Genomic DNA, 13,520 nt, shown 5'->3' on the forward strand with positions numbered 1-13,520 from the left:
TATATGAAAAAATTTAATGGTAGAAAAAAGTTGTATGCGAAAAGGGCTTTGATGGAATCTGTAATAATGGTTCTAATGCTTTGCGGGTGTTCGGATCACACAGTGGATAATCCGTTTTCTAAAGACACGGGGTATCAGGTCGAAATGGTAAAAGATCAGTCTGATGATAAAGGGCATATGGTCTGCGATTATAAGATTTTCCATAAAAAAGACGGACTGTTGATGCAAGATGTTTATGGAGATGCAATTTATGGTGATATTGACGGAGATGGAAAATGTGAGGCGGCTTTTGTAACCATGGAGGGGTCCGGAATTCAGAGAATGTGTATTTATATTGCAGATGCGGAGAAAGAAGTGGCTGTTTCTGAAAAACTTGATGTTATGTATGATATTTTTGATATTAAAGGGGTCGAAAATGTAGGAGATATCAGAGTCGCAAATGGTCAGATGAAGAAAAATGAAATACAGATGGAGGTGAGTGGAGCAAAGTATAAAGTCGAAATGGAAGCGGATGGAACGGCAGCAGGTACAGTGGATGGAACAGAAACCAAGGTGATTGCTGCCAGTGATATTAAGGTGCAAAATATTACAGAGGATTGGAAGAGAAGATTTGAGGAGGAATCGCGTATTGAAAAATAATTGGAGAAAGAATTTATGGTGTGTTGTGGTTACGGTAATGATTCTGGTGCCTTTGTGGGGGCAGGGCAGCAGAGCAAAAGCGGCAGAAGCAGGCAGTCTGGAAATTAATGAGCAAAATTTTCCGGCAGACTGGCTTCGAACCGTTTTGAAAACAAAATATTATGATATCAATGGAGATGGGGTACTTTCCCAAGAGGAAATTAAGCAGATTAATATTGTGGAAAATTTTGTTGAGCAGGGTTCAGAAATTGTAACGCCGAAACAGGCGTTGGTTGCAACATATATAGGAGATGAGACGACAGAGCAGATTATTACCGGAAATGATCTGTGGGAAAAGGATACCATAGATGTCCGTGGAATAGAGCATCTGACCTCCTGCACGAGTCTTTCTCTGGCGAAGGTGAAGGGGAATACATTAAAAATCGAAGGATGTCCGAAATCATTGAAATACATATGGCTGACAGCATCGGAGATCAACCGGGTAGAAGTCGCAGGGAATAACATAACCTGGTTTTCTCTCTGTGAATATGACCGCTGGAGCTTCAAAGAGGCAGAGGCCATGGCATGCCGGATAAATGAGCTGGATGTATCTCGATGTAAAAATCTGGAATGGCTTGTTTGTGATTCTCCGACACTGGCAACAGTGGATGTAAGTCAAAATAAGAATCTGGAAAGATTATCGTGTAATGGAAATCAAATGACAAGTCTTGATGTGAGTCAGAATAAAAATCTCAGTGATCTTGAGTGTGACAAAAATCAGTTGGAAACGCTGGATCTGAGCAACAATAATAAATTATATACTTTAAGTGCACAGGACAATAAATTAAAAAATATTAAGCTTGCCAAAAATATTCTCAGAGTGGTCAATGTTAAGGATAATCAGTTGACATCATTTGCAACAGAACTATGTCCTAATATCAGGACATTGAATGTGAAAAATAATTACATCAAAAAGCTGGATCTGACAAAGTGTAAGGAATTGGAAGTACTGAGTTGTAAGCAAAATCAGTTGAGAAAGCTGGATCTTAGCAATAACACGGAGCTGAGATGGGTTTCCTGTCGTCAGAACAGGATTCGTACCCTGAAGCTGCCAAATGTGAATTTTACAGACAGTAATAATAGTATGGATGAGGATTTTGATGAAATTTATGAATCGGATAGTCTGTTTGGTGAAAATCCAACGGATATTTTGGATCTGAGTAAGATAAAGAATTTTAAGAAGATCTCCAGAAAAACAGTGAAAGAATTTATAAATGGAAAGTTTCACCGGTCCCCGTATTTTGAGGAGAAAAAGGTCGGTTCCAGAAAAATAAAAAAACTGATCATCAGCACTAAGTTGTCAGAAAGTGATCGTATATGGCTTATGAAGAAGGCGCAGAAATATAAAGTTAAGGTTTCGGTGAAATAAAAACGGTGTAAAGGAAAATGTTTGTAATATAGTCGGTAGAAAGGGCAAAATACAGGTTTTGCCTTTTCTATTAGAATTAAACTTCTATATTAAAAACTTTACATAGAAGTTGTTGACAATAACTAAACTTCTATGTAAAATATTATGCATAAAAGTTGGATGGTGATATTTATGGATTTCTTAATTGGGCAGGATATAGAAAGTGTATTGGAAATTACGGGATTTTCCGAGGAAGAATTGGCAAATGAGTTAGGTGTCAGCAGAATAACAGTGAGTAATTGGGTCAACAATAGAAATAATATATCGGAAAGACACATGCGCAAATTTTATGAGTATGTGTTTAAAAAAGGAATTCGTTTGAATAAGATCAAGGAGCAGTTTTACAGGGAAGATATGGTGAAGGACGGGGAGGTTCTTTTGTTTCATGGGGCAAAAACAAAGTTAGAAGGAGCACCCGGGCTTGATTATAGCAAAAAGATCAATGACTTTGGCAATGGATTCTATTGTGGGGAAAGCCTGGAACAGTCAGCAATGTTTGTTGCAACACATAAAAATTCATCGTTGTATATGTTGAAATTTGCAGCTTCCAATTTAATAAGCAGAGAATTTAGCGTTGATAGAGAATGGATGCTTACGATCGCCTATTATAGAGGAAAACTTCAGGAATATATTCAAACGGAAACAGTCAAAAAACTGTTGAAAACAAATAAGGGAGTTGATTATATCATTGCACCGATTGCAGATAACAGAATGTTTGAAATTATAGACAGTTTTATTGATGGAGAAATAACTGATGTACAGTGTCAGCATTGTTTATCTGCAACAAATCCGGGAAAACAATATGTGTTCATCAGTGAAAAAGCATTAGACAATATTACCCTTTTGGAAAGATGTTTTTTGACGGATTCTGAAAAGGAGATGTATCTGGATACAAAACAAAAAGGATTTCAAATGAATATGGATAAAGTGAAGCTGGCAAGAAAAAAATACAGAAATCAGGGAAGGTATATCGAGGAGATTTTGCAATGAAAAAAATAGATTCTTTAGGATTGAGAATGTGTGCTTATCAGGCGGCGTTGTTTCAAATGTCAAAGAAAAGCGAAGAGTGCAGTTCAAAAATATTTATACGAAGATTTATGAATTCGGAACTTGCAAAAAGAATGGACAATGTTGGATTTGCATTTGAATCATTAGATGTGTCTGATGCGATTAAAGAGATAGAGGAACAGTATGGAGCCAGTTCTTACGGGGTGAATAAGTTTGATGGAGAGGAGCTTTACTGGATTGGCTATATATATCGCTACTGGTCCTATATCAGTGATAAGTCGAGTAAGCAGATTTATAAACTGATCAAGCCGGAGCAATTAAGAAAATTATATTATCCATATCATTCTATGGATCCGCTTCAGGCGATTGAAAGAATTACTGAAGAATTGGAACCGGGAACAAATGTTGACATAAGCGATATATCTAAGGGAGTAATTGCTTTGAGAAAGGTGCGAAGGAGAGTGGCCGGAAAGCAACCTTAAAAAACTCTTAAGAATTTCATTCATATGTTTTAAGAATTGTCTGGTACTATAACCCCAGTGATGGTTTTATCACTGGGGTTTTTGCTGTTATAAAGGAGGGGGAAGATGAATCTGTCATGAATGTATTGGATGCCTTTGAGGTTGCAGGGTATCAGATTGTCGGTAAAAGCGGAAAGTCAATGGATAGCGTTTCAAGATGTGATGTATTGCAGCGAATCCGAAGGGGAGAACAGGCAATTTTTTCAATATTTTTCAGACCATATCCATGCTCCGAAGGAACAGAAAAATCATCGTCTGTAAACGGCCTTTTTTGTGAAATAGAAGAACTGTAGTGATCGTTGCGCATGATAATAGCGTGGCTGAGCGGGGCAGCCGTTTGGCCGCCTCTTCTCAAAAATCTTGTATGTTTCTAAAATTCCTTATATTTACCCAAAACCTGCCAGCTTTTATAATGAATTTATCAAATCAATACAGCAGAAATGAAGCTGCTGCATGGAAAAAGAATGAGGAGGAATTCGTTATGAGAGCGAAAAAATTATGTGCGTTATTGCTGACAACAGCAATGATTTCATCTGTATTTGCCGGGTGTGGCAAGACAACATCAACAACAGACAAGGCCGGTTCTGATACCGGCAGTGCCAAGACAGAGACAAAGGATGTGAAACTGACGGTGTGGGGACCGCAGGAGGATCAGGCAAAGATAAAGGGATATAATGACGGTATCCTCAAGGCAATGTGTGATTCCTTTAATGAGCAGCATCCGGAGTGGAATATCACTTTTGAGTATGGTGTATGCTCCGAGGGAGATGCAAAGGATGTGGTAACGAAGGATGTGGATGCGGCAGCAGATGTTTATATGTATGCAAACGATCAGATCCCGGTTCTGGTTGAAGCAGGAGCTCTTTCTAAGCTGGGTGGATCTACCGTAGATGAGATCAACGAGAATAACGAAAAAGCAATGATCGATTCTGTTACATATGATGGAAGTGTATACGGAGTTCCGTACACATCAAACACATGGTTTATGTATTATGATAAGAGTAAATTCAGTGAGGATGAGGTAAAATCTCTGGACAAGATGATGTCAAAGAATCTGGGCAATGGCGTTACAAACTTTGCATTCCCGCTGGATAACAGCTGGTATATTGAAGCATTCTACTACGCAGCAGGCGGTTCTCTCTTTGGTGACGGAACAGATGCATCTGCAGGCTGTGACTGGGATAGTGAGGCCGGCGTGGCAGCAACAAAATATATGGTAAATCTTGCAAAGAATAAGAAATTCTCCTGTGAGAAGGACGGAAGCAGTATTGCAAAATTTAAGGACGGAAAGCTGGGCGCATATTGCAGCGGTTCCTGGGATGCAAAGGCGATCAAGGAAGCACTTGGAAAGAATTTTGCAGCAGCACAGCTTCCTACTGCAACCATTAACGGACAGGAAGGTCAGATGAAGTCCTTCGCCGGAAGTAAGGCAGTTGGCGTAAATCCAAAATGTGAGGATCAGGAGGTTGCCGTAGCACTTGCCCGTTATCTTGCAGGGGAGGAGTGCCAGAAGATCCGTTTTGAGTCAAGAGGAATCGCACCGATCAACAAAATACTTGCTGCAGATGAAGCAGTAATGAAGGATACCGTAATTAAGGCACAGGCAGACGAAATTGCAAATGCAGCGGCTGTACAGCCACTTCTTTCAGAGATGGGCAGCTACTGGACACCGGCTGAGACGATGGGAAAAGAGATCGTACAGGGTGATGTTACAGAGGCAAACGCTGAGAAGAAGACAAAGGAAATGGTAAAGGGTATTCTGAGCAACGGACTGTAGAAATTTGAAGGCTGTCCGGAAAGACAGAATAAATCAGTAAGGTAAAAGGAGAAATGTCCTATGGCAAATAAGGTGGAGCATGCAAAGGTCATTTCCGTGAGCAATGCACTGAGGCACGGGGATACGTTCACCCGCCTCAGTGCGGTTATCATGGGAACCGGCAATATTTGCAGAAAACAGGTTGTGAAGGGTCTGTTGTATCTGGCAGTAGAAATTCTGTTTATTGCCTTTATGGTCATCAGTGGTTTTGGACTGCTTGGCGGTCTGACAACATTGGGAACAAATGAGGGCGGAGAAGTATTTAATGAAGCGAAGCAGGTGTATGAGTATACTGCCGGTGACAATTCCATGTTGATCCTGCTTTATGGAATTCTGGCGGTCTTTGCGATCATCGCATTTGTATTTGCCTGGAGATCTTCTCTGAAATCAGCTTATCAGGCACAGGTTTTGAAGGAAGCAGGGAAGCCGCTTCCGGGTTTTTGTGGGGACGTAGCATCACTGTTTGATCAGAACCTGCATAAAACCCTGTTGACAGGGCCAATCATATGTATATTTGCATTTACGATCCTGCCTCTTGTTTTTATGGCAGCGATCGCATTTACCAACTATGACAGAAATCATCAGCCGCCGGGAAAGCTGTTTGACTGGGTAGGACTGGCAAACTTTGGAAAGCTTTTAGACAGCTCCAGCGGACTTGGCACAGCCTTCTGGCATGTGCTTGGATGGACGATCGTCTGGGCGGTTTTAGCTACATTTTTAAATTATATTCTGGGAATGATCCTTGCGATCGTAATTAACCGCAAGGAAACAAAATGGAAGGCAATGTGGAGATTTATCTTCGTTCTTTCCATTGCCATTCCACAGTTTGTATCACTGTTAGTTATCCGGACTATGCTGCAGCCGGAGGGTTCTATCAATGTTCTGTTGAAGCAGCTTGGACTAATCCAGAAGAGCCTTCCGTTCTGGACTGATGTTACCTGGGCAAGAATTACCATCATCGTGGTGAACTTATGGGTTGGTGTTCCGTATACGATGCTTCAGGTTACGGGTATTCTTCAGAATATTCCGGCGGATTTGTATGAGGCAGCCAGAGTGGACGGTGCCAATGCAGTGGTACAGTTTTTCAAGATCACACTTCCATATATGCTGTTTGTGACGACGCCGTATCTGATCACACAGTTTATCGGAAATATCAATAACTTTAATGTTATTTATCTGCTGACAAAGGGCGCTCCGGCAGCGTTAAGCTACAATAATGGTACTGCCGGTAAGACGGATCTGCTGGTAACGTGGCTGTATAAACTGACCATGGACTTTAAGGATTACAACTACGCGGCGGTGATCTCCATTGCAGTATTTGTATTATCAGCTGTATTTTCTCTGGCGGCGTACCGCAAGTCAGGGGCATTGAAGAATGAGGAGGGATTCCAATAATGAATAAGTACCGCATTAGAAAGAAATTAACGAATTTTATCGTACATGCGTGTCTGACCATCCTGGCACTGGTCTGGATATTTCCTCTCTTCTGGGTGATCATGACATCCTTCCGTGCAGGTAAGGGCTCTTATTCCAGTACCTTCCTGCCGGATAAATTAACGATTCATAATTATTTGTCCCTTTTTACGGACACAGATGTATTTAACTTTCCACAGTGGTTTTTAAATACATTGATCGTAGCGATCTTTTCCTGCATTTTGTCTACATTTTTTATTGTATCGATCGCTTATGTGACTTCCAGACTTCGCTTTAAGTCCAGAAAGCTTTTGCTGAATGTGGCACTGGTGCTTGGAATGTTTCCGGGCTTTATGGCAATGATCGCAATCTATTATATCTTAAAGGGAATTGGAATGACCCAGGGCGTTCTCAAGCTGGTATCTCTGGTGCTTGTATATGCCGGGGGCTCCGGTATCCTGCAGTTCTATGTGGCGAAGGGATTTTTTGATACGATCCCCCGCAGCATTGACGAGGCGGCATACATTGACGGAGCAACCAAATGGAACGTATTCCGGCTCATTACGATCCCGCTGTCAAAGTCCATTATTGTGTACACTGTGCTGACATCCTTTATCGCACCGTGGATCGATTTCGTACTGGCAAAGGTTATCATTGGAACCGATGCAAAGTATTACACGGTAGCCATTGGACTTTGGAATATGCTGGAAAAGGAAAATATTTACCAGTGGTATACCCGGTTTGCTGCCGGAGCGGTCTGTGTATCCATCCCGATTGCTGTGTTGTTCCTGTTTATGCAGCGTTGTTACACGGACGGACTGACGGGAGCAGTAAAAGGATAATATAAAAAGTGCTTCTAGCGCAGCTAGAGACGCTGCTCAAGAAGCACTACTGTTTTATATTGAAAAACGCAAATCCTGCGTTTTTCTGAGTGAAGAGAACTGCTAATCCTGCGTAAAACGCAGGCAAGCGGTTCTATGCTTCACATAGCAGCTTTGAGCCAGTGGCTCAAAGGTTGCGAAAGACTTCTAAATGACATAAACAGCCTCTATAAATGAACACGATATTACAGATTTCCTGATGATGGGAGACTGTGATATCGTGTTTTGATGTCTGAGGAAGTGTGTAAATTATACCGGTCAATATGTTGGCTGATGTATAAAAAGCGTGTATAATGTACAGGAAGCAGAAAATTCCCATTTAAATGTGTCTAAGGTTTTACAGGAAGCACTTATGGCAAAGTTAGGAGTTTCAAGATAGTGATAAAAAATATATTAAAAAAGATGATGGCGTTATCTCTGGCGGGATGTCTGATCCTGACCGGCTGCAGTAAACAGCCGGTGGAGAAAACGGATACGACGGATCGCAAGCAGGACTGGAAAACGGCAGAGACGACACCCTTTGGACGGTATCCGGAGGAAGTGACATATACCCTTGGAAAGATGACGGGCCTGAATAATTCAAACCTGCCGAAGGGGGATACTTATGAGAATAACGGATATACAAGATATCTGAAAAAGAAACTTAATATACAAAACAAAGATGTCTTTGAGGCAGGGGTGAATGACAATTATCAGGAGATGGTATCCATGACGATTGCCTCCCGTGAGCTGCCTGATGTGATGGTTGTGAATGATATGGATCTGCTGCAGCTTTTGGTGGATAACGATATGATTGAAGACCTGACACAGGTATATAAAGACTGTACCAGCAGCCGGATCAAGGAAATTTATAACAGCTACGGCAGCGAGATTCTGGACAATGTGACATTTGACGGGAAGCTAATGGCATTGCCGGAGACAAGTATTGAGGATGGTCCAAGTCTGTGCTGGCTCCGAAAGGACTGGATGGATAAGCTGGGATTATCTGCACCGGAAACTGTGGAGGATGTGGAACACATTGTCCATGAATTCGTACAGAAGGATCCCGGAGGCAATGGAAAGGGACAGACCGTTGGACTTGTCTGTGATGATGAGCTGACCGGAGGCTGCGGCTACAGCTATGAATATCAGACAGACATTATCTTTGCAAGCTGTGGCGCATTTCCAAAGCAATGGCTGTACAATGCAAATGGAAAGGTTGTCTACGGATCGGTTCAAAAAGAAGCAAAATCAGCTTTGCAAAAGCTGCGAAAGATGTATCAGCAGGGAACATTAGACAATCATTTTCTTATGCGGGAAAGCAATAATATTATTGAGCTGATCGTTTCTGAAAAATGCGGTTCCTTCTTTGGACCGTGGTGGTCTCCGAATAATCCGTTGATGTCTGCGATGCAGAAGAATCCGGAAGCAGAGTGGCAGCCATATCTGATCCAGACGGATTCTGCCGGGAGCACATCTTATGCTTCCCAGAATCCCAGTGATAAATGTGTTGTTGTCCGTAAGGGGTATAAGCATCCGGAGATTGTTATGAAGATTGTCAGCGCACTTTTTGATGACCTTCGTTATGGTGAGGAGGATGTTAGCGAAATGGAGCATTATTATCAGGATAATGTTGATCCAACAGCACGTCCGCTAGCGATCAACGTAGATTATAAGGATGCCCTGATGCGTTGTTATGATTCTTTGAAGGATGCGATTCAGGGACGGAAAAAGCTGAATGATCTGGGACTTCTGGAGGGGGCTTATTATATTTCCTGCAGCAATTATCTGGAGCAGAAAAAAGAGGAAAAACCACAAAAATCATGGGAGGACTGGGCTGCCTATACATCCCGTATGACAGCATGTTCTGTACTTGGAAAGGGAAAGACGAGACAGGTGAAATCTTTGTTTTTTGGAGAAACAGAAACTATGAAGGGGAACTGGTGGCGTCTGGAAGAATTGGAAAAGAAAGCGTACCTGGAAATCGTAACCGGCCAGAAGCCGTTGTCTTATTTTGATGAGTTTGTTAAGGAATGGAAAAGCCAGGGCGGGGAGAAGATCCGAAGCGAGGTAGAGAAAGAAGTGGAAAAATAAAACTTTTTGGGACAACGGCAGCGACGAAATAAAGACGAAAAGGAATGGTGATCCTATGCAAGGTGGAAATGATTTCAGGACAGATCATAAAGATACGGAAAAAATTCTGCAATTGGAAAAGAAAATATTTCAATATAAGAGGGCTAATGCAGAGCTGCAGACAGGACTTGCAGAGAAATCGATCATAGGGAGGCTGCTTCCTTATATTATTTTATTGATGTGCTTTATCGCATTGAAGTTTGTGGAAAACTGGCTGGGATATTATGTGGATGTTTCAAGACAGGATTATGTACCCCTTCTGATTATTTTTGTGATATTACTGATCTGCAGATATCTCAAAGACAAGAAACGGCAGGAGCTGCGGGAGCAGATGAAAGCGAACCGGCAGAAGTGTGATAAGCTGCAGCAGGAGATTGATGAGATTCGAAGGGGAATGTAACAGCTGCAGCATGAAACAATATGGCATCTGTTGAGGCGGACAAAAATTGTCCTGTGACAGCGGTTATAACATTGAAAAATTGTGTGTATTGCGGTATAGTGTGCTGAGATATGGTTAGGAAAGGCTTAGGTTACGGAGATGATGGATAATACAGAGATCACAATACAGGAATTAAAAAAATGGCGTCCGGATGAGTATCATCTGGTAGATGTCCGGGATGAAATGTCGTATTCTTACGGACATTTACCGGGAGCAGAGCACATTCCGGAGCAGCAGATCCTTGACGGATGGGTTCCGGAGGAGGATGGCAAAAAAACAGTGCTTTATTGCAAAAAGGGAGAGACAAGCCTGGAGGCAGCGGCATTTCTCCGGGAGAAGGGGCATACCGTATACAGCCTGCAGGGTGGTTATCTGGCGTGGCTCATGAGCACGATGGATGAGGAAAATGAGAAGGAGCAGGAAGAGGAAACGCCGTTTTATCTGGAGGTGGAGCAGAGTATCCGCAAGCGGTTCAAGAAAAAGATATGGTGCCGTTTTACCAAGGCGATCAATGATTATGAGCTGGTAAAGGAAGGGGATAAGATTGCAGTCTGTATTTCCGGAGGCAAGGATTCCATGCTGATGGCAAAGCTTTTTCAGGAGCTGAAGCGTCATCATAAGTTCCCGTTTGAAGTGGTTTTTCTGGTAATGGATCCGGGATACAGTCCGGAAAACCGCAAGGTTATTGAGAATAACGCCAAGAGACTAAATATACCGATTACGATTTTTGAGTCAAATATTTTTGAGGCCGTTTTCCATGTGGAGAAATCGCCGTGTTATCTTTGCGCGAGAATGCGCCGGGGGTATCTTTACAGCAAGGCAAAGGAGCTGGGCTGCAATAAGATCGCACTGGGACATCATTACGATGATGTCATTGAGACAATTCTGATGGGCATGCTTTACGGTGCGCAGATGCAGACCATGATGCCGAAGCTGCACAGCTCAAATTTTGAGGGAATGGAATTGATTCGTCCTCTTTATCTGATCCGCGAGGATGATATTAAGGCATGGCGTGATGCCAATGGGCTTCATTTTATCCAGTGTGCCTGCAAATTTACAGATACCTGTTCTTCATGTGATAAGGATGGACAGAGCAATTCCAAACGTCTGGAGATCAAAAAGCTGATCCGGGAGCTGAAAAAAACGAATCCTTTTGTGGAGGGTAATATTTTTAAGAGTGTGGAAAATGTGAATCTCAGCACCGTGATCGCATATAAGAAGGATGGTGTGAAGCATCATTTTCTGGAGAATTATGACAGCATTGGGAAAAATGCCCCGAAAGCGGAGGATGAGGCAAAGGAGTAATCAATTACTGACGGGGAGTTTGATGGGAGATGCGTATGATATATATTTTTACAGCGTTATATCCGGAGGCGAAGCCTTTGATCCGTGCTTTTTCTTTGAAAAAGGCGGTGGCAGGGCTTCCTTTTGATGTGTACGAAAATATGGACGGCGATCTGCGTCTGGTGATCACCGGCGCAGGAATGACTGCGGCGGCATGTGGGGTGTCGGCGGTGTTTGGCAGATACGGAGCGGGCGAAAGAGATCATCTGATCAATATAGGGACATGTGCGGCAGAGAATCCGGCAAGTGAGAAAAAAGATGATACAGAGACGGGATATAGTGGAATATATTTATGTCACAAAATTACTGACCGTAATACGGGACATACTTATTATCCGGACATGTTGTATCATCATTCATTTGCAGAGGCAGAGATTATAACGGAACCGGTCGTCTGGGAAATGAGTGGGGATAATCGGGATAAACTTCATTTATCGGGAAAGCAGCATATAAATGATTGCAGGGTTCTTCTTCATGATATGGAAAGTGCGGCGGTGTATCAGGCGGGTTCCTTCTGGCTGGGACCACATCAGATGAGTTTTATGAAGGCCGTGTCAGATGAGGGAGCAGGGGAGAAAATAACACCACGGATCTTAGAGCATGCTGTGGAGAATAATTTGGAACAGATCAAATCATATGTGTCAGATTTGGGACAGGTACTGGAACCGGATGAGGAGCAGCAAAAAAAAGAACAGCATTGTATGACTGTGGCAGAACAGCTTTGTCAGGAGCTTCATTGTTCTCAGACTATGAGGGCGGCCGTGGTACAGTGTGTCAGATATTGGACACTGGCAGATGTGGATTATCAGAATGTATTAGATAAAATGAGAGCCGACGGTGAATTGCCGTGCCGCGACAGAAGAGAGGGGAAGAAGCGTTTTGAAGAGCTTAAACAGAGATTATTATAATAAAGCGTTTTCCCATATCTATGTAGAGGAAACGGTAAGAGCGCATCCAAGGACAAAGGCGGTTCTGGAGAGGTTTCCGGATGCAGTGCAGATACCCATTCATCATTATAAGGATGTGTTCTGCCGCAAAAAACAGGATGTTGCTTTGCAGGAAAAACGGCCGGCGTTGATCCTTGCGGCAAAGGAGGGAAGGCTGATCTACGAGGGAGCGCCGGTTTGTCAGAGCTTTGGCAATGAGTATTTTTATTATACCTCCTGTGTGATGAACTGCGTTTATAATTGTGAATATTGTTATCTCAAGGGGATGTATCCCTCCGGTAATATTGTTATCTTTGTGAATCTGGAGGATACTTTTGCAGAATTGGAGGGAATTTTACAGAAACATCCGGTCTATCTATGTGTATCCTATGACACGGATCTTATGGCGCTGGAGGATCTGACCGGATTTGTGGAGAGCTGGCTGGGATTTGTCCGCAGCCATGCCGGGATTCGTATTGAGATACGGACGAAATGTGGCCGGACCGATTTATGGGACAGATTGAAGCCGGATGAGAATGCCATCTTTTCCTTTACCCTTTCGCCGGAACGGATCCGGCGGGAGTGTGAGCACGGAACGGCATCTCTTGAAGGACGGCTCCGGTGTGCTGCAAGGGCAATGGAGCATGGATTTCCGGTGCGTTTATGCTTTGATCCGATCATTTACTGTCCGGATTGGCGGACACAGTATGATGCAATGCTGGATCAGGTGAGGAAACAGATTGATATGGAGAAAGTATGGGATGTCAGCGTGGGGTCTTTCCGGATTTCGCAGGATTATATGAAAAAGCTGAGGCGGAGTCAGAAGGATTCTGCGGTGGTACAGTTTCCGTTTGTAAATGAGAAGGGTGTGTACCATTATCCGGACAGACTAATGAACGAAATGGAACAGCATGTGGTGAGCAGGATTTGTGAGTGGATGCCGGAGGAGAAGATCTTCCGGTGGAGGGAATAGT

General features: G+C 42.9%; 13 protein-coding genes and 1 pseudogene. All 14 read left to right on the forward strand.

From position 1 onward, the window contains the following. The first annotated feature begins 51 nt into the window (after positions 1 to 51). The 14 genes and pseudogenes from H8704_RS11470 to H8704_RS11530 all read left to right on the forward strand — a co-directional run bounded on the left by H8704_RS11470 (position 52) and on the right by H8704_RS11530 (position 13,519). Positions 52 to 639, forward strand: a complete 588-nt coding sequence (locus H8704_RS11470) for a hypothetical protein (RefSeq protein ID WP_249298349.1) — start codon at positions 52 to 54, stop codon at positions 637 to 639. After that, positions 629 to 2,047, forward strand: coding sequence for a leucine-rich repeat domain-containing protein (locus H8704_RS11475; protein WP_249298350.1), 1,419 nt, complete (start codon positions 629 to 631; stop codon positions 2,045 to 2,047). Before H8704_RS11470 ends, H8704_RS11475 begins: the two co-directional genes overlap by 11 nt. A gap of 171 nt (positions 2,048 to 2,218) precedes the next feature. Then, positions 2,219 to 2,359, forward strand: a pseudogene (locus H8704_RS14550) (helix-turn-helix domain-containing protein); the annotation flags it as partial. A gap of 45 nt (positions 2,360 to 2,404) precedes the next feature. Further along, positions 2,405 to 3,076: a DUF3990 domain-containing protein gene (locus tag H8704_RS11480; RefSeq protein ID WP_249298351.1), complete on the forward strand. Its 672-nt coding sequence runs from the start codon at positions 2,405 to 2,407 to the stop codon at positions 3,074 to 3,076. Next, on the forward strand, positions 3,073 to 3,576 hold the full coding sequence (locus H8704_RS11485; RefSeq protein WP_249298352.1) for an antitoxin: 504 nt from the start codon (positions 3,073 to 3,075) through the stop codon (positions 3,574 to 3,576). Before H8704_RS11480 ends, H8704_RS11485 begins: the two co-directional genes overlap by 4 nt. Before the next feature lie 116 nt (positions 3,577 to 3,692). After that, the gene (locus tag H8704_RS11490) at positions 3,693 to 3,908 is read left to right on the forward strand and encodes a hypothetical protein (RefSeq protein ID WP_249298353.1); all 216 of its coding nucleotides are present in this window, start codon (positions 3,693 to 3,695) and stop codon (positions 3,906 to 3,908) included. Between the two features lie 188 nt (positions 3,909 to 4,096). Then, the gene (locus H8704_RS11495) at positions 4,097 to 5,392 is read left to right on the forward strand and encodes an extracellular solute-binding protein (protein WP_249298354.1); all 1,296 of its coding nucleotides are present in this window, start codon (positions 4,097 to 4,099) and stop codon (positions 5,390 to 5,392) included. Positions 5,393 to 5,452: 60 nt separating this feature from the next. Then, positions 5,453 to 6,826, forward strand: a complete 1,374-nt coding sequence (locus tag H8704_RS11500; protein WP_249298355.1) for a carbohydrate ABC transporter permease — start codon at positions 5,453 to 5,455, stop codon at positions 6,824 to 6,826. Further along, positions 6,826 to 7,686, forward strand: a complete 861-nt coding sequence (locus H8704_RS11505; RefSeq protein WP_118689418.1) for a sugar ABC transporter permease — start codon at positions 6,826 to 6,828, stop codon at positions 7,684 to 7,686. Before H8704_RS11500 ends, H8704_RS11505 begins: the two co-directional genes overlap by 1 nt. A gap of 417 nt (positions 7,687 to 8,103) precedes the next feature. Next, the gene (locus H8704_RS11510) at positions 8,104 to 9,798 is read left to right on the forward strand and encodes a type 2 periplasmic-binding domain-containing protein (RefSeq protein ID WP_243101863.1); all 1,695 of its coding nucleotides are present in this window, start codon (positions 8,104 to 8,106) and stop codon (positions 9,796 to 9,798) included. 55 nt (positions 9,799 to 9,853) lie between these two features. Beyond that, positions 9,854 to 10,237, forward strand: a complete 384-nt coding sequence (locus H8704_RS11515) for a hypothetical protein (protein ID WP_022463697.1) — start codon at positions 9,854 to 9,856, stop codon at positions 10,235 to 10,237. A 141-nt stretch (positions 10,238 to 10,378) separates the two neighbouring features. Next, the gene (locus H8704_RS11520) at positions 10,379 to 11,581 is read left to right on the forward strand and encodes an ATP-binding protein (RefSeq protein ID WP_118677611.1); all 1,203 of its coding nucleotides are present in this window, start codon (positions 10,379 to 10,381) and stop codon (positions 11,579 to 11,581) included. 35 nt (positions 11,582 to 11,616) lie between these two features. Next, positions 11,617 to 12,528, forward strand: coding sequence for a 5'-methylthioadenosine/S-adenosylhomocysteine nucleosidase family protein (locus H8704_RS11525; RefSeq protein ID WP_249298356.1), 912 nt, complete (start codon positions 11,617 to 11,619; stop codon positions 12,526 to 12,528). Continuing rightward, a complete protein-coding gene (locus tag H8704_RS11530) occupies positions 12,500 to 13,519 on the forward strand; it encodes an SPL family radical SAM protein (RefSeq protein WP_249298357.1) in 1,020 nt (339 codons plus the stop codon). Before H8704_RS11525 ends, H8704_RS11530 begins: the two co-directional genes overlap by 29 nt. The last annotated feature ends 1 nt before the right edge of the window (position 13,520 follow it).

Source organism: Jutongia huaianensis (assembly GCF_014384985.1).
GTDB lineage: Bacteria > Bacillota > Clostridia > Lachnospirales > Lachnospiraceae > Jutongia > Jutongia huaianensis.